We start from the raw sequence: 16,263 nt of genomic DNA, 5'->3' as shown, positions 1-16,263 counted from the left end.
AAGCGTGCGCGCCTGGCTCGGCCTCGTGTTGCTGCTGGTGGCCGAAGCGGCGCCGGCGCAGTTCCGTCCGTTGCGGTTCGACGATGATTTCAGCGCCCAGCGCCAGGCATGCGCCGGTGTCGACGACCGCGGCGCATGCTGGAAGGACCGTCCGATCGCCGATGACGTGCGGCTGAGCATGGGCGGCGACCTGCGCTGGCGCTACGAGCACACCGGCAATCCGCGCTACGGGCTGCAACCCCAGGATCGATGGGGTGTGCTGATGCAGCGCGGTTCCGTCTTCGCCGACCTGCGCCTGGGCCGGCAGTGGCGCGGCTTCGCGCAGCTGGCCAGCTCGATCACGAGGGGCCGAGCGGCCGGCCCGTCCCCGGTCGACGAGAACAGGCTCGATCCGACCAACCTGTTCGTCGAATGGCGGTCGGCGGGGAATGGCGAAGGCGGCATCGGCCTGCGTGCCGGCATCCAGGAGCTGCAGTTCGGCTCGGGGCGCGTCATCGACGCCCGCGAGGGCCCGAACGTGCGGCGCAGCTTCGAAGCGGTGCGCGCTTATGCGGCCAGCGGCGCCTGGCGCGTCGATGCCTTCGCGGCGGCACCGCGGCAGAACCGGCCGGGCAGCCTCGATGATGCCCGCTCGCGAACCCAGGCGCTGCGTGGCATCTACGCGACCCGCACCGGCGGCGTCGCTTCGCGGGACGTCTCGCTCGACGTGTATGCGCTGCATTTCGAAGACGCCAATGCCCGCTACGCGCAGGGCGAGGCGCACGAGCGGCGCTGGTCGGCCGGTATGCGGGTGTCCGGCGGCCGGGCAGCGTGGGACTGGAACTGGGAAGCCGTCTTGCAGGGCGGGCGCTTCGGCGACGCGGGCATCCGCGCCTGGTCGCTCGCGACGGACACCGGCCACACCTTCGCCGGCGTGGCCGGCCAGCCCAGGGTGGCGCTCCTCGTCGCTATCGCCAGCGGCGACAAGGATCCCGGCGACGACCGCCTCGGTACCGTCAATCCCCTTTACCCGCGCGGCAATTATTTCGGCGACGAAGCAACGCTCGGACCACGCAACTTCTTCAATATCCATCCGGCACTGACCATGCGGCTCGCGCCCCGGGTCCAGCTGAACGCCAGCCTCGACTTCTTTTGGCGGCACAGCATCCGCGACGGCGTGTATGCGCCCAACGGCATGCTGATCCGGCCTGCCGGCGATAGCCATGCCCGCTATGTGGCGACCATCGCATCGCTCGGCATCATCTCGACAATCGCGCCGGGCTGGTCGTCGACCGCGGCCGTCGCCTACGGGCGGCCTGGCGCGTTCCTGCGCGAGACGGGCGCCGGCGATGCGCTGAGTTTCGTCAGCGTCGGCGTGCAGTACCGGTTCTGAACAGGAGTGGAGCCCAATGAGATCATGGTGCACTGTCGAGGTCCAGCGTCGTGTCCGGAAACGGCCTGCCTGCCGGGCACGGCGCGTCGTCGGCGAGGGCCAGGCTGCATGCGGTGGCCAGGGCTGCCACCAGCCCGGAATTGGCATACGTGACCGCCACCGGCATCACCCGTGCCCAGATCACGTACAGGACGGCGCGACCGGGTAGTGTCCGGTCGGGCAGGATGGAAGCAGCTGCGCGAAGATCGTTGATATTCATGTCGGATCGTCCTTGTATGGCCAGTGATCGGCGGTACGAGAACGATAAGCACGTGGTGCGGGCCCGACAATGTTCGTTCCTGCGGTTGATGGATCGTTCCTGATGTCCCGGACGTATGCCTACGCTGCCTGAGCCCCTGCATCCCTGAAACCGAGGAGACCAGATGCCAGTCGAATCATCGCCATCCCTGCCGGAGAACGTGGCCAGCCTGCAGGTGACCGAACGCTCCTGGAATGGTGTCCAGCTCAGCGTTGCCGTGTTCCAGTGCAGCGGTGAAGTCATCCTTTCGCTTCCCCGGCAGGAGCGGGCGCGCCTGGGCGTCATCCTCGAGGAATCCGGTGGCACGTGCGAGGCGCGGTTCCACCCGCACAAACCCTGCCCTGTAGGGCATATGCCGAGATACCTGCATTTCTCGCCGGCCGACCAGGAAGTGTGGGGGCACACGAATGCGTCGCGGGTGGTCGACGCCACGCTGGCTTTCGACGTCGATACGCTGGGCGAACGCCTGGCGACGCGATTCGACCCGGCCAGGCTCAGCGTGCCGCTGGCGCGGTTTTCCAATGACCGCATCTGGACCCTGGTCAAGATGCTGGCCGACGCGGTGGACAATCCCGATCCGTCGATGCAGCTGTATGGCGATGGCCTGGTCGCCGCCATCGCATCGCAGGTTTTTACGGCGCCGCAAGCTGTCCCCGACCGGACCGGGAAACTCGCGCCGTGGCAGTTGCGCCGTGTGACCGGGTACATGGAAAGCCATTTCCCGCATCGCATCGAACTGGAAACCCTGGCAGCCCAGCTTGATTTATCCCAGGCACATTTCAGCCGTGCGTTCAAGGCATCGACGGGACTGGCGCCTTACCAATGGCAGCTCGATGCCCGTATCCGGCGCGCGCAACAGCTGCTGTCCGCGACCGACGTGTCCCTCGGCGACGTCGCGGAAGCGACAGGCTTTGCCGACGCGGTTCACTTCGGACGAACGTTCCGGAAACTGACCGGCATGGCGCCAGGTGCGTGGCGCAACGAGAGAAGGCGCTGAGGCATCGCTGCCCATTCCCGGGACATGCGGGAACGGGCAGTGCTACCGCGCTACAGGTTGTTCCACACCAGGTTGGCCTGGAAGCGCCGGCCGTTGTAGGCGTAGTCCACCATCGTGCGGTGCGCGCCGCCGTTGTCGCCCATCGAATACGAGGTGATCTCGTTGGTCAGGTTGCGGGCCTCGAACTGCAGCTGCAGGCCGTTCTTGAACTTGTACGAGAACTTCGCATCGATATAGCGCTGCGGGTCCTTCCAGATGGTGTTGGGCGGCAGGAAGGCCGCGCTGGCGATCGTGGCCAGCGGGGCGCCGACCGTCGGGAACGGCACGCTTTCGGGGGCAGTCCATGCCTGCACGGCCTTGCCGTTCACCTGCATGGCGATGCGCGCATTGAAGCGGCCGTCGTCATACCACAGGGCGGTGTTCCAGGTGTAGGCGTATTCCCGGTCCGGCGGCACTTCCGCGCCGCTCAGGAACGACACGCGGTTGCCGCCGACGCGCTCCGCCTTGGCCGTCGAGTAATTGGCGCTGATGCCCGAGAAGCGCAGCACGCCCGGCAGCGAAGTGAATGCCGTGCGCCCGCCCACCTCGACGCCGCGCCGGTTGAAGGGCACGTCGTTCGCGTAGGTGTTGTACCTGAACTGCACATCCTGCAGCGCCGTGCCGCCCACGTCGACGGACGTGTTCTCGAACGGCCGCACGTTCTCGACCGGCACCCGGTAGCCCGCGCCGACGATGCCTTTCTGGTGATACAGCGCCAGCGACAGCGACGTGTCGCGGTCCGGATACCATTCGAACGACAGGTTCTGGTTCCAGTTCTTCTTCGGCTGCAGGCCGGGATTGCCGACGTTGCCGCTGCACGAGCTGTCCGGCATGTCGCCATCCTCGAAATCGACGTTGCCGGGCTGGTCGCCCTGCAGGACATTGCGCTCGTCGTAGGTGCAGGTGACGCCGTCGTTGAGCATCTGCGCCACCGGCGGCCGGGCCATCGTCTTGGTGCGGTTGTAGCGTACCACCAGCGTGTCGCGGATCGGCCAGAACGCCAGGTTCAGCGCCGGCATGTAGAACGTCAGCCGGTCGTCGATGGCCTGGTTCCTGGTGATCTTGTACGAGGTGACGTCATCCGGATTGCTGATCCGGTTCCAGCCTGGATTGACCGTGATGGCCTCGTACGTGATGCGGCTGGTGCCCACCACGTCGGTCTGCACGATGCGGTAGCCGAAGTTGCCGTCCAGTTCCCAGTCGAAGGGCAGGGCGCGGCCTGTAAACGGATTCCGGTCGAACTTGAAGTCCGTCATCAGGTAGGCCGCGCGGTTGCCTTCGCGGATGCGCGAGATCGGCCGGTCGTGGATCTTGCCGTCGCTGCCGATGCAGGACTTGATGCAGTCCAGGTCCACGGGTGCCTGGCCCAGCACCTTGTAGACGGAAGCGGCGTCGAACTGCAGCCATCCCGGGAAGTTGATGTTCTCGTTGGCGTCGTTCAGGAACTTCGTCTCGGCCGGGCGCAGGCCCGCCTGCACCAGCTTCCAGAAGTCGGCCTGGTTCACCGTGTACGTGCCGGCGCCGTTCGGGCCGAGCTTGTTGCGCTGCTCGAATCCGTACGGGCACGGTGTCGCGGTGCCGCCCGCCACCGGCACGTTCTCGCAGATCTGGATGTAGTTGGTACCCTTCTGGCCCGCCACGGCGATCTCGGGATTGCCGTTCTGCGCCGGCGTGATGATGACGGTGTCGTTGTTCGACCAGCTCTGGCTCTCGAACGTGCGGGCGTTGTAGCCGAACTTGATGCGGTCGAAGTAGGGTACGTACCTGCCGATCGACCAGGTCGCATCGAACTTGCGCACCGCTTCCTTGACTTCGCCGATGCGCATGCTGTCGGCCACGATGGTGGGTGTCGATGCGCCGCGCAGCTGGCCAGGTTCCGTGCCCGGCACCAGCCGGGTGTACAGCGATGCATCGGTCTGGCCCTCCAGCGGGTTGACGCCGTTGCTGAAGTCGAAGTCGTACAGGCCATCGCCGTTGCGGCGCACCGTGGCGCCGCCGTAGTCGAAGGCGATGCCGCTGGTATTCCGGTAGCGCCAGGATTCGCTACGCGTCACGCCCCACAGGAATTCCACCTTGAAGCCGCCGTTGCGATAGTTGCCGCCGAACTGGTGCGTGCGGGTGCCCGTGTGGGATTCCTGGTTGAACACGGCGTTGTTGAAACGCGAGGCGGGCAGCGTGAACTGGGTCAGCTGGTGATCGACGAACTGCATCGAGCCGGGCGCGATGTTCAGGCCCACGCCGTCGACCAGGGCGCCGCCGGTGCTGTCGCGCAGGTTGTAGTTGCCAGGGTAGAAGTGGTAGCCGTTCTGGACGCCAATGCTGTTCACGGTGCGGACATAGGGCGTGGCCACGCTGCCCGGCGTCTCCGTGTACATCGGCGTGGTGGTGTCGACCGGCGAGGTGGTGCGCGTGGCGATGGCACCCATCGTCAGGTTGTCGTTGGTGTAGTGCACGTCGCGGTTGTTCTTGCTGAACTTGCCGTAGACCGACAGGTCCTTGTGGACCTTGAAGTCGAGGCGGATGTCGCCGTTCCAGCGCTCTTCCTGCTGGCGCCCGACTTCGTAGCGTATCCCTTGCGGCACATAGTCGTTCCACTGGTTCAGGCAGGCCTTCAGGGCCTGGGCGCGGTAGCGCTGTGCCGCCGCCCGGTCGGTGGCGGACGCGATGCGGCCGAATTCGGGGGAGCTTACGGGAAATGCCGAGAAACACTCCTGCTTGCTGTTCGCCGCGGCGGACATGGCCAGGATGTCTTTCGCACTGTGGCCGGCGAAGCGGGCGCCGCCATCGTTGACGGCCCATGTCGTGCCGGCGCCGTTCGCATAGGGCAATGGTGCCGAGCTGGCCGGCTGGCTCAGGTCCAGCGCGTTCGGATTCAGCGCGAACGTCTTTTCCGGCGAATTGTCCAGGTCGTAGGTGCGCTGCATGCCGTGCGTGCCGGCGACGTGGCGCACGCGGTGGTTCTGGTTGTCGGTGCGCGACTTGGACAGGTTGACGACGACACCGAGCTTGCCGTCCAGGAATTTGTCGCCGAACAGCACGTTGAAGCCGGGAGTGGTCTTTTCGTTGATGGTGGCGTAGGAGCCGGAGGCCCGGACCAGGATCGTGCGCTTCTTGAAGTCCAGGCCGGTGCGGGTCTTGATGATCACGCTGCCGCCCAGCGAACCTTCCGTCATGTCCGGCGTGTAGCCCTTGACGACGTCGATCGTCGAGATCAGTTCCGACGGCAGTTCGCGCAGGTCCGAAGCCCGGCCCTCGCCGCTGCCGGCCAGGTCGGAGCCGCCCGCCGAGGTGGTCGTCAGGCCATCCAGCTCGACGCGGGTTTCCTCGTTGGCCACGCCGCGCACGGTGATGGAATTGCCCTCGCCGTAGTCGCCGCGGGTCAGCATCACGCCGGCGATGCGCGACACGGCTTCGGCCACGTTGGTGTCCGGCATCGAGCCGATATCGTCGGCCACCAGCGAATCCATCGCCGTGGCTGCATTCTTCTTGCGCTCGATGGCGCTCTGCTCGGACAGGCGCTGCCCCACCACCAGCACCTGCCTCACGTCATCGTCCACCGAGCCGGTGGGCGCGACCTGCACATTCCTGTTGGCCTGCTCCTGTGCCTGCGACAGGGGCGCCCCCATCAGCAGCAGCGCGGCGGAAACGGCGCAGCACGTGGCCGTGCGCTGGCCCGGTATTCTTGCATCGGTCATTGTCTCTTCCCTGGATTCAAGACCCGCGTCGCCGCGCGGTCCTGGCGTCGTCGATAAGATGAACACGGAACCATTCGTGTTCAGCCGGTTTGCCAGTCCAGTTCCCGATAGAAGAATGTCCAATGCCTCGGCCACGCCGTACCGGCCGCGCACCGCGTTGGTCGTGATGCCCTTCAGGCTGCCACCGGCAGCCAGTATGTTCAGTTTGGCCTGGCTACCGAATTCCGCGATGGAATCGGTTGCCGCGCCGGCTGAGATATTGAAGTCGACCCGGATTTCCTGTGCATTGGACGTTGCCGGAGCGGACGCCAGCAGGGCAGTGCCCAGCATGACGGCCGTCATGGCGCAACGATGCGAAAACATCCTGCGTATCTCCTCGATTCTGGCTTCTCTGTCCCGGACTATGTTGCCCGTTGATCCCATCGACGAACGGCAAGAGACGTTCCTAATATATATTGGACATTCGTGGGCAAACGATCACGAAAATGACGGATTGGATCGTGCTTACCGGACCATGCCATCGGAAGGCGGCACCGCGTTCTGCGATGCCGAATCGCCGATCAGTATCTTGTCCTGCGTGATCGACACGGGCACGTCGAGAAAGGCACTGACGTCCCTGGCAAAGCGTTCCGGCTGGTCGATCTGGTAGTGCCCGACCAGAGTCGTGGCACTCAGGCCGGGATCGACGATGACGATTTTCTTGCGGCTGTAGCGGTTGAAGTCGGCGACCGCATCGCTCAGTGTCTGGTTCTTGAAGATCAATTTGCCCTCCCGCCAGGCTAGTTTGCGCTGGACTTCCTGCGGCTCGCGCCGCACCGTGATCTCGGCCGGCTGGTCCGGCACGAATGCCTGCTGTCCGGCCAGCAGCAGCTTCTTGCGCCGTACGCCGTCGGCATTCCACACTTCCACCTTGCCTTCGGTGACCAGGACCTCCGCGCCGTTGCCGTAGCGCCGCACGGAGAATGCCGTGCCGACGGCCCGCACGCGGACATCGCCGGCCTCGACCACGAATGGTTTCGCCTTGTCCTTGGCGACCTCGAACCAGGCCTCGCCCTGCTGCAGTTGAACCTGCCGCCCTGTGTCGGTGTATTTGACGCTGACGCGGCTGGCGCTGTTGAGATTGACCACGGAATGGTCGGCAAGCGGCAGCCGGCGCAGTTCGCCCTGTGCCGTCTCCAGTGCTGGATCGCCGGCCAGCAGCGGGCCGAACCAGGTGCCGGCCATGACGGCCAGGCTGGCGGCGATGGCGCCATACATGGCCCAGGTGCGCGTCCGGGTGCTGGCCGGGGGGCGCCGCCGCGCCGCCGATTGCCAGCTCGCTCCGGCCCATTCCTGCTCGAGCCATTCCGGCCGTGGCTTCAGCGATTCCTGCAACGTCGCGTCATCGAGCATCGTATGGATCGCGGTGGCGCGCAGCCAGGCGCCGCGATGGCGCGAATCCGCCGCGTACCAGGCGTCGAAGGCGGCGGCTTCCTGTGCGGTCAGGCCGCGCCGTTGTCGCAGCACGACCCAGTCCAGCGCCTGTTCATAGATCGTGGACATTTTTTTTCTTTGCAAACATGTTCTTGTGGATGGCGGCTTTATCCCGGGCGCTTTCCGTGCCGACGCGCTCGATCATCTTCGAGATCAGGTCGAGTCCCCGGCGGGTTTCATACTCCACCAGCTCTTCGGAGATACCGACGGTTTCAGCGGTTTCCTTCTGCGACATGCCGTAGATGCGGCGGGCACGGAATACGGCCTTGCAGCGGGCCGGCAGGTTGGCGATCAGCCCGATGACCCACTTCAGCTCGGCGCGCGCCATCGCGATGCGCTCCGGGTCCGGGCTGTCGCCCGGGACGTTCAGGTCTTCCAGGTTGGCCACGGCATCGATGCGCACGACGGCGTCGCGGCGCAGCTTGTCGATAAGCAGGTTCTTCGCCGTCTGCACGAGGAAGGCCTTCGGCTCGCGCACGTGCGCGAGGCTTGGGCTGTCGAGGACGCGCGAATACACGTCCTGTATGACGTCGTCGACTTCCTCCGGCCTGGCGCAGACCCGCCGCAGCACGCTGCGCAGTTCCGCCTCGAACGGCAGGAAGTGCTTAATCACCCAGGCAACAGTATCGTCCCTCATATCCCATGCTTTTTTTGTTCGTATCGCTACGACGAGCGGGCCGGCGGTTTCCTAAGGGAGCAGGAGAATTTATTTGCGCGAGCCGGGCAGGCGTGCGCGCAACGATATGAGCGAACGAAGTCGATGGAAGCAGGCGCCGTGCTACGCGCCGCCGTCGTAGCCGTTCTGCCGCCACGCCTCGTACACCACCACGGCCACGGTGTTGGACAGGTTCAGGCTGCGGTTCCCTGGCCGCATCGGCAGCCGAATTCGTTGCGTCACAGGAAATGTTTCGCGAAATTTCGGGGCCAGCCCCCGTGTTTCGGAACCGAACACGAAGACGTCGCCGGGCTGGAATGCCAGTTGCCCGAACGGCGTGGAGCCGTGGGTGGTCATGGCGAACATCCGCGCTGGATCGGGCGACACGGCGGCAAGGAACACGTCCCAGTCCTTGTGCACCTTCATTTGCGCATATTCGTGATAGTCGAGGCCGGCGCGGCGCATCTTCGCGTCGTCGAGGGGAAAGCCCAGGGGCTCGATCAGGTGCAGTTGCGCGCCGGTATTGGCGCACAGGCGGATGACGTTGCCGGTGTTCGGCGGGATTTCCGGATTGACCAGTACTACGTGAAACAACTCTTTCTCCTCGATTAATTGCGCGGCGGCGTGCGGGCGAACACGAAATTCGTCACCCGCGCGGCGCCATGGCGTTTGAAAACGGCCGCCAGTTCGCCCAGCGTCTGGCCGCTGCTCATGACGTCGTCGACGATGCCGATATGCCGGCCTTCGACCAGTGCCCGGTCCGGTACCGCGAACACGTGGGCCACGTTGGCGCGGCGCCGGCCGCCATGCAGCCCGCTTTGCGCCGGTGTCTCCTGCACCCGCTCGGCCAGCCGCGGCGCCACCGCGATGCCGAGCAGCCGCCCCAGCGGGCGGGCAATTTCCAGCGCCTGGTTGAAGCCCCGCTCGGCCAGGCGCTTCGGTCCCAGCGGCACCGGGCACAGCAGCGCAGGCGCGGCAGGCGCAGGCGGCACCATCGGTGGCCCGCCCGGCAGCGCGCGCACGGCCTGCGCCAGTAGTTCAGCGAACAGCCGCGCATGCGCCAGCTGGCCGCCGAATTTCAGTTCGAGCACGAGCCGGTCCCAGGGCAGCGCGTAGGCCGCCGCCACCACCGTCGCGTCATAGCAAGGGCGGCGCACCAGGCAGGCGCCGCACATGAGCACGCCGGAGCCGGCCGGCAGCGGGTCCGCGCAGACAGGGCAGCGCGCGACGGCATCGCCGAGGAACTGCGCACGGCAGGGCGGGCACAGCGCTTCCCGGCCGTGCATGCCGCACAGCACGCACGGGCAGGGCAGCAACATGGCCAGGACCTTCGCCATCGCCATCGCCATCGCAATTTGCTCCAAGCATGTAGACTGCGCACATTATCGCACTCAGTCCATTATTTCCCATGCAAGCCCGTCCCCCCAAACTGTCCGCTCCCATCGACGTGGAGCGGGTTCGTACCCTGTTCTCCCGGCCGGAGCGCGTGCGCAACGCCGATTTCCTGCGCCGTGAAATCGCCCAGCGGATGTTCGAACGCCTGCGACTCGTGCGCCTGGCGCCGTCGCGCGTGCTCGATGCCGGCTGCGGCAATGGTGCCGATCTCGCAACATTGCAAAAAGCCTATGCCGCGGCGCAGGTCGTCGGCCTCGATGCGTCGGTACCGATGCTGAAGAGCATCGACACGGGCGGCGCGAAAGGCTTGAACCGCCTGATCAGCAAGCTGCTGCCGGCCAAGAGCGGCATCGACCTCATCTGCGGCGATTTCGCCGACCTGCCGCTGGGCGCGGCCAGCGTGGACCTGGTCTGGTCCAACCTGGCGCTGCACTGGCATCCGCAGCCGGACCGGGTATTTGCCGAATGGCGCCGCGTGCTGCGCGTCAACGGGCTGATGATGTTCTCCTGCTTCGGTCCGGACTCCTTACAGGAAGTACGTTCTGCCTTTACCGATATCGATCTTGCTCCCCATACACTGCCGTTCGTGGACATGCATGATTTCGGCGACCAGCTCGTCGAAGCGGGCTTCTCGACCCCGGTGATGGACATGGAAAAAATCACCGTGACGTACGACGATCCGGCGAAACTGCTGGCCGATGTCCGCGCCCTGGGCGGCAACCCCCTGAGCACCGTACGTAAAGGCTTGCTCAGCCGTTCAGCCCGTGAGAAGCTGTTTGCGGGTTTGCAAAAACAGCGCCGCGCAGACGGCAAGATCGGCCTCACTTTCGAGGTCATTTACGGGCATGCTTTCAAGCCCGAAGCACGGGTGACGAAGGACGGCGAAGCCATCATTCGCTTCGCTCCCAGGGCACCGAAATGATAGCGATACATGCCGCGACGCACCATTTTTCGTGGCGCAATTTACCTTGAAGTCGATAAGATTTACTGCTTATAATCCTTGACTGTTTTGGCTACTTTTTTCCATACGGACAGCAAGATCCGGACGTTGAAATAGCCGGGATTCAACAAGCATCAGTAGCCCGCGTCATCGGCGATAGTGGCACTGCCGGTGGCATGGTCGTGGTCCAGCAAGGATCACAAGGTGTTGAAAGCCAGACGATCCACCCCTACAGGCAGGTCGTCGCCATAATAAATTTTTCTACTATCTTGGGTTGGTTTTGGGGAACATATGACACTTGCGAAGCGACTCACATCGTTGCTGGCCGCATCATGGGCGGCGCTGGCCTGCTCGGCGGCCTGGGCAGCGCCGGCAGCGACGGCAACCGGAACATACACCACGGCCACAGGCGGCACCGGCGGACCGCTGCCCAACCAGCTCGACCTGCAACCCGCCGCGACCCAGATCGCTTCCGAAATCCACACGCTGCACAACTGGATGATGATCGTCTGCCTGGTGATCTTCATCGCCGTGTTCGGCGTGATGTTCTATTCGATCCTCAAGCACCGCAAATCGGTCGGCCACAAGGCCGCCACGTTCCACGAATCGACCGCCGTTGAAATCGCCTGGACGGTGGTGCCGTTCCTGATCGTCATCGGCATGGCGCTGCCCGCGACCCGCACCGTGGTCGGCATGAAGGACACGTCGAACGCCGACATCACGATCAAGGCCACCGGCATGCAATGGAAGTGGGGCTACGACTACCTGAAGGGCGAAGGCGAGGGCATTTCGTTCGTGTCGAACCTGTCCACGCCGCGCGAGCAGATCGGGCAGCCGGGCGTTCCCGCCACGCAGGCGCGCGGCGAGAACTACCTGATGGAAGTCGACAATGAAGTGGTGGTTCCCGTCAACAAGAAGATCCGCGTCGTCACCACCGCCACCGATGTGATCCACGCGTGGATGATTCCCGCTTTCGGCGTCAAGCAGGATGCCATCCCTGGCTTCGTGCGCGACACCTGGTTCAAGTCCGAGCACACCGGCACGTTCCGCGGCAATTGCGCGGAACTGTGCGGCAAGGAACACGCGTTCATGCCGATCGTCGTGAAGGTCGTCACGGCCGACGAGTACACTGCCTGGGTGAACGCGAAGAAGGCGGAAATGGCCGCGCTGGCGGACGATCCGAACAAGACCTGGACCATCGACGAACTGACGACGAAGGGCGAGAAAGTGTATGCCGCCAACTGCGCGGTGTGCCACCAGGCCAACGGCAAGGGCGTGCCGAACGCCTTCGCGCCGCTCGACGGCTCGGCCGTCGTGAACGGCGCCAAGGGCGACCAGATCCACGTGCTGCTGAACGGCCAGAAGACCGGCAAGTACCCGGCCGAGATGCCGGCATGGAAGCAGCTGTCGGACACCGACATTGCCGCCGTCATTACCTACACGCGGAACAACTGGTCGAACAAGCCAGCGGAAAACATCGTTCAACCGGCTGAAATTGTGGCTGCACGCAAGTAATCAGGAGCATTACGATGAGCACGACTACTCTCGACCACGGCCAGAATCACGCCGATGAGCATGGCCACGATCATGGGCATGACCACGCGCATGACCATGACCACGCACATGACCACGCACATGAGCACCCGACCGGCCTGCGCCGCTGGCTGTTCGCCACCAACCACAAGGATATCGGCACGCTGTACCTGTGGTTCTCGTTCATCATGCTGCTGTCCGGCGGCGTGCTGGCGCTGATGATCCGCATGGAACTGTTCCAGCCGGGCCTGCAGTTCTTCCACCCCGAATTCTTCAACCAGCTGACCACGATGCACGGCCTGGTGATGGTGTTCGGTGCCATCATGCCGGCCTTCGTCGGCTTCGCGAACTGGATGATCCCGCTGCAGATCGGCGCATCGGACATGGCGTTCGCCCGCATGAACAACTTCAGCTTCTGGCTCCTGCCGCCCGCCGCGCTGCTGCTGGCCGGCTCGTTCCTGGCACCGGGCGGCGCCACCGCCGCCGGCTGGACGCTGTATGCGCCGCTGTCCACCCAGATGGGCCCGGGCATGGACATGGCGATCTTCGCCATGCACATCATGGGCGCGTCGTCGATCATGGGTTCCATCAACATCATCGTCACCATCCTGAACATGCGCGCACCGGGCATGACGCTGATGAAGATGCCGATGTTCTGCTGGACCTGGCTGATCACCGCCTACCTGCTGATCGCCGTGATGCCCGTGCTGGCCGGCGCCATCACCATGACGCTGACCGACCGCCACTTCGGCACCTCGTTCTTCAACGCCGCCGGCGGCGGCGACCCGGTCATGTACCAGCACATCTTCTGGTTCTTCGGCCACCCCGAGGTGTACATCATGATCCTGCCGGCCTTCGGCATCGTCTCGCAGATCATTCCGGCGTTCGCCCGCAAGCCGCTGTTCGGCTACGCCTCGATGGTGTACGCCACCGCGTCGATCGCGATCCTGTCGTTCATCGTCTGGGCGCACCACATGTTCACCACCGGCATGCCGGTCACGTCGCAGCTGTTCTTCATGTACGCCACGATGCTGATCGCGGTGCCCACCGGCGTGAAGGTGTTCAACTGGATCGCCACGATGTGGAAGGGCTCGATGACGTTCGAGACGCCGATGCTGTTCGCCGTGGGCTTCATCTTCGTGTTCACGATGGGCGGCTTCACGGGCCTGATCCTGGCGGTGACGCCGATCGACATCCAGGTGCACGACACCTACTACGTGGTGGCGCACTTCCACTACGTGCTGGTGGCAGGCTCGCTGTTCGCGCTGTTCGCCGGCTTCTATTACTGGGCACCGAAGTGGACCGGCCACATGTACAACGAAACGATGGGCAAGATCCACTTCTGGGTGTCGCTGGTCACGTTCAACGTCACGTTCTTCCCGATGCACTTCCTGGGCCTGGCCGGCATGCCGCGCCGCTACGCCGACTACCCGGCGCAGTTCACGGACTTCAACACGCTCGTGTCGATCGGCGCGTTCGGCTTCGGCCTGACGCAGGTGTTCTTCCTGCTGTTCGTGGTGCTGCCGACGATCCGCGGCGGCAAGGCCGCGCCGGCCAAGCCATGGGAAGGCGCCGAAGGCCTGGAGTGGACCGTGCCGTCGCCGGCGCCGTTCCACACCTTTGAAACCCCGCCGACCGTCAAGTAAGCAGGAGCGTGCCATGTCGAACCAGAAAAAAAGCAACCTGCGGCTGGCGCTGATCCTCGGTTCGATCGCGCTGGTGTTCTTCGTCTCCGTGATCGCCAAGCGGCTGCTGGGCTGAGCGATGGTCAGCGAAAACCGCAGGCTGTTGCGCAAGCTGGTCGTGATCGCGGTGGCGATGTTCGGCTTCGGCTACGCGCTGATCCCGGTCTACAGGCACATCTGCGAAGTTCTCGGCATTAACGTGCTGACGCAGAAGGATGGCACCGTGGCGCCGCCGGAAAATACGCAGATCGACCGCACGCGCAGCATTACCGTGGAGCTGGACAGCAACGTGCAGGGCACGCTGCGGTTCCGCCCCACGCAAAGCAGCGTCACCGTGCACCCGGGCGAGATGGTGACGGTGGTGTACGAAGTGGTCAATTCGCAGGGCCGCGTGGTGAACGCGCAGGCGGTGCCGAGCTACGCGCCGCAAAGCGCCACGCCGCATTTCAAGAAAGTGGAGTGCTTCTGCTTCAAGCAGCAGACCTTGCAGGCGCACGAGGCAAAGCAGATGCCGGTGATGTTCTTCCTGGACCCTGAATTGCCGAAGGAAGTGAAGACGATCACGCTGTCGTACACGTTCATCGAGATCGGCGGGCTGGCGCAGTCGCCGCGGCCCGACGCTGTCGCTGCCGGGTCTGTGCGGCTGTGAACGGGCGCAAGCCGTCGTTCCTGTATTCGCTGAAGGCGGTGCTGTGGTCGTTCGTGGGCCTGCGGCGCAAGAGCGATTTCGACCAGGATACGGGCAAGCTCAATCCGATCCACGTGATCGTGGCCGGGCTGCTTGCCGTGGCGCTGTTCATCGGCATCCTGGTGGCCATCGTCAAGATCGTGGTATCGCAGCAGTAGGCGCAACATCGGCAAGACCAGCCGCAATACAAATCGTAATAGAAATACTCAATAAGAAATTCGATCGTAAGTTCGCGAGGAGATGAAGATGAATTCGAAGCAAGCACCGTATTACTTCGTGCCCGGCCCGTCCCGCTGGCCGATGCTGGCCGGGATCTCGATGCTGGTGACGATGATCGGCGCGTCGGCCTGGGTCAATGACAGCAGCTGGGGCAAGCTGGTCTGCCTGGTCGGCATCGCCGCGATGCTGGCCGTGCTGTATGGCTGGTTCGGCGACGCGATCCACGAATCCGAAGCAGGGATGTACAGCAAGCGCATCGACCATTCCTATCGCTGGTCGATGGCCTGGTTCATCTTCTCCGAGGTGATGTTCTTCGGCGCGTTCTTCGGCGCGCTGTTCTATGCGCGCGTGATCTCGATGCCGTGGCTGGCCGACCTGGACCACAAGGTGCTGTGGCCGGACTTCTCGCCGCAATGGGGCAATGCCGGCCCGGCCGGCGTGGTCGACACCTTCAACACGATGGGCCCGTTCCCGATCCCGACCATCAACACGGCGCTGCTGCTGGCCTCCGGCGTCACGCTGACGATCTCGCACCACGCGATCCAGGCGGGCAAGCGCAGCAAGTGCGCGCTCTGGCTGGCCGCCACGATCCTGCTGGGCGCGGTGTTCATGGGCTTCCAGGTGTATGAATACATGCACGCCTACCAGGACCTGAACTTGAAGCTCACGTCTGGCATCTACGGTTCCACGTTCTTCATGCTGACCGGCTTCCACGGTTTCCACGTGACGATGGGCGCGATCATGCTGGCCATCGTGCTGTTCCGCGTGATGAAGGGACATTTCACGCCGGAGAACCACTTCGCGTTCGAAGGCGCGGCATGGTACTGGCACTTCGTGGACGTGGTCTGGCTAGGCCTTTATGTCGTAGTGTACTGGCTGTGAGCCCGCTACGAGCGGCCGTGGCTGCGTTGCGGCTCCTTGCCGTGCTGAAGCACTGTCTGCGTCGCCGCGCCTTGCCACGACCACTCGTAGCGAGCTCAGGGTAAGGGCTATAATCGCCTGCGCCGACCGGGAAGCCGCAGTGGCGTCGTCACTGCGGCTTTTTGTTTGTCCCTAGCGGATGCCGGTCGGCTGGATATAGCCCATCCGGTTCAGCACGAGGATGATGACGAACAGCGCGATCGAGAAGCCCACGCGCAGGGCGAGCGCGCGCACGGTGCGGGGATTGCCGCCCTTGCCGCGCATCAGGTAGAACAGTGCGGAGCCCAGGCTGCCGATGATCAGGATGAAGGCGATGGCAACGAAAATTTTCATGGTGGCTGCGAGCCGGAAGG

Annotated in this window: 16 protein-coding genes; 9 read left to right on the top strand and 7 right to left on the bottom strand. The window is 64.4% G+C overall.

Annotation, left to right across the window (positions count from 1 at the left end):
• Positions 1-4 precede the first annotated feature (4 nt).
• Complete coding sequence (locus ACY34H_RS19635; RefSeq protein ID WP_464979148.1) at positions 5-1,372, top strand: alginate export family protein; 1,368 nt, start codon at positions 5-7, stop codon at positions 1,370-1,372.
• A 22-nt stretch (positions 1,373-1,394) separates the two neighbouring features.
• Here ACY34H_RS19635 and ACY34H_RS19630 read toward each other — a convergent pair whose 3' ends face one another.
• Positions 1,395-1,631 carry a hypothetical protein gene (locus ACY34H_RS19630; protein WP_464979147.1) on the bottom strand — a complete coding sequence of 79 codons (237 nt, stop codon included), beginning with the start codon at positions 1,629-1,631 and terminating at the stop codon, positions 1,395-1,397.
• 163 nt (positions 1,632-1,794) lie between these two features.
• Here ACY34H_RS19630 and ACY34H_RS19625 point away from each other — a divergent pair, with 163 nt between their 5' ends.
• A complete protein-coding gene (locus tag ACY34H_RS19625; RefSeq protein ID WP_464979146.1) occupies positions 1,795-2,667 on the top strand; it encodes a helix-turn-helix domain-containing protein in 873 nt (290 codons plus the stop codon).
• Positions 2,668-2,717: 50 nt separating this feature from the next.
• Here the strand turns inward: ACY34H_RS19625 and ACY34H_RS19620 are convergent, their stop codons facing one another.
• The 5 genes from ACY34H_RS19620 to ACY34H_RS19600 all read right to left on the bottom strand — a co-directional run bounded on the left by ACY34H_RS19620 (position 2,718) and on the right by ACY34H_RS19600 (position 9,866).
• A complete protein-coding gene (locus ACY34H_RS19620) occupies positions 2,718-6,764 on the bottom strand; it encodes a TonB-dependent receptor (protein WP_464979145.1) in 4,047 nt (1,348 codons plus the stop codon).
• A gap of 141 nt (positions 6,765-6,905) precedes the next feature.
• Entirely contained in the window at positions 6,906-7,943 is a 1,038-nt protein-coding gene (locus tag ACY34H_RS19615) for a FecR family protein (protein WP_464979144.1), read from the bottom strand.
• Complete coding sequence (locus ACY34H_RS19610; RefSeq protein ID WP_464979143.1) at positions 7,927-8,511, bottom strand: RNA polymerase sigma factor; 585 nt, start codon at positions 8,509-8,511, stop codon at positions 7,927-7,929. Before ACY34H_RS19610 ends, ACY34H_RS19615 begins: the two co-directional genes overlap by 17 nt.
• Positions 8,512-8,652: 141 nt before the next feature.
• On the bottom strand, positions 8,653-9,123 hold the full coding sequence (trmL, locus tag ACY34H_RS19605) for a tRNA (uridine(34)/cytosine(34)/5-carboxymethylaminomethyluridine(34)-2'-O)-methyltransferase TrmL (RefSeq protein WP_464979142.1): 471 nt from the start codon (positions 9,121-9,123) through the stop codon (positions 8,653-8,655).
• A 14-nt stretch (positions 9,124-9,137) separates the two neighbouring features.
• Entirely contained in the window at positions 9,138-9,866 is a 729-nt protein-coding gene (locus ACY34H_RS19600; protein WP_464979141.1) for a ComF family protein, read from the bottom strand.
• Positions 9,867-9,937: 71 nt separating this feature from the next.
• On the opposite strand from ACY34H_RS19600, the gene ACY34H_RS19595 reads away from it, so the two are divergent.
• The 7 genes from ACY34H_RS19595 to ACY34H_RS19565 all read left to right on the top strand — a co-directional run bounded on the left by ACY34H_RS19595 (position 9,938) and on the right by ACY34H_RS19565 (position 15,871).
• Complete coding sequence (locus ACY34H_RS19595; RefSeq protein ID WP_464979140.1) at positions 9,938-10,846, top strand: methyltransferase domain-containing protein; 909 nt, start codon at positions 9,938-9,940, stop codon at positions 10,844-10,846.
• A gap of 309 nt (positions 10,847-11,155) precedes the next feature.
• On the top strand, positions 11,156-12,379 hold the full coding sequence (gene coxB, locus ACY34H_RS19590) for a cytochrome c oxidase subunit II (protein ID WP_464979139.1): 1,224 nt from the start codon (positions 11,156-11,158) through the stop codon (positions 12,377-12,379).
• Positions 12,380-12,393: 14 nt separating this feature from the next.
• Positions 12,394-14,043, top strand: coding sequence for a cytochrome c oxidase subunit I (ctaD, locus tag ACY34H_RS19585; RefSeq protein WP_464979138.1), 1,650 nt, complete (start codon positions 12,394-12,396; stop codon positions 14,041-14,043).
• A gap of 13 nt (positions 14,044-14,056) precedes the next feature.
• Entirely contained in the window at positions 14,057-14,158 is a 102-nt protein-coding gene (locus ACY34H_RS19580; RefSeq protein ID WP_464979137.1) for a cytochrome oxidase small assembly protein, read from the top strand.
• Positions 14,159-14,161: 3 nt separating this feature from the next.
• Positions 14,162-14,731, top strand: a complete 570-nt coding sequence (locus tag ACY34H_RS19575; protein WP_464979136.1) for a cytochrome c oxidase assembly protein — start codon at positions 14,162-14,164, stop codon at positions 14,729-14,731.
• The gene (locus ACY34H_RS19570) at positions 14,728-14,928 is read left to right on the top strand and encodes a DUF2970 domain-containing protein (RefSeq protein WP_464979135.1); all 201 of its coding nucleotides are present in this window, start codon (positions 14,728-14,730) and stop codon (positions 14,926-14,928) included. Before ACY34H_RS19575 ends, ACY34H_RS19570 begins: the two co-directional genes overlap by 4 nt.
• A gap of 82 nt (positions 14,929-15,010) precedes the next feature.
• Positions 15,011-15,871 carry a cytochrome c oxidase subunit 3 gene (locus ACY34H_RS19565; RefSeq protein WP_464979134.1) on the top strand — a complete coding sequence of 287 codons (861 nt, stop codon included), beginning with the start codon at positions 15,011-15,013 and terminating at the stop codon, positions 15,869-15,871.
• Positions 15,872-16,042: 171 nt separating this feature from the next.
• Here ACY34H_RS19565 and ACY34H_RS19560 read toward each other — a convergent pair whose 3' ends face one another.
• Complete coding sequence (locus tag ACY34H_RS19560) at positions 16,043-16,243, bottom strand: twin transmembrane helix small protein (RefSeq protein ID WP_464979133.1); 201 nt, start codon at positions 16,241-16,243, stop codon at positions 16,043-16,045.
• Positions 16,244-16,263 lie beyond the last annotated feature (20 nt).

This window comes from Pseudoduganella sp. jia 9 (genome assembly GCF_055502615.1).
Note: the sequence above shows the minus strand (reverse complement) of the source record. Positions and strands in the feature narration are given on the sequence as shown.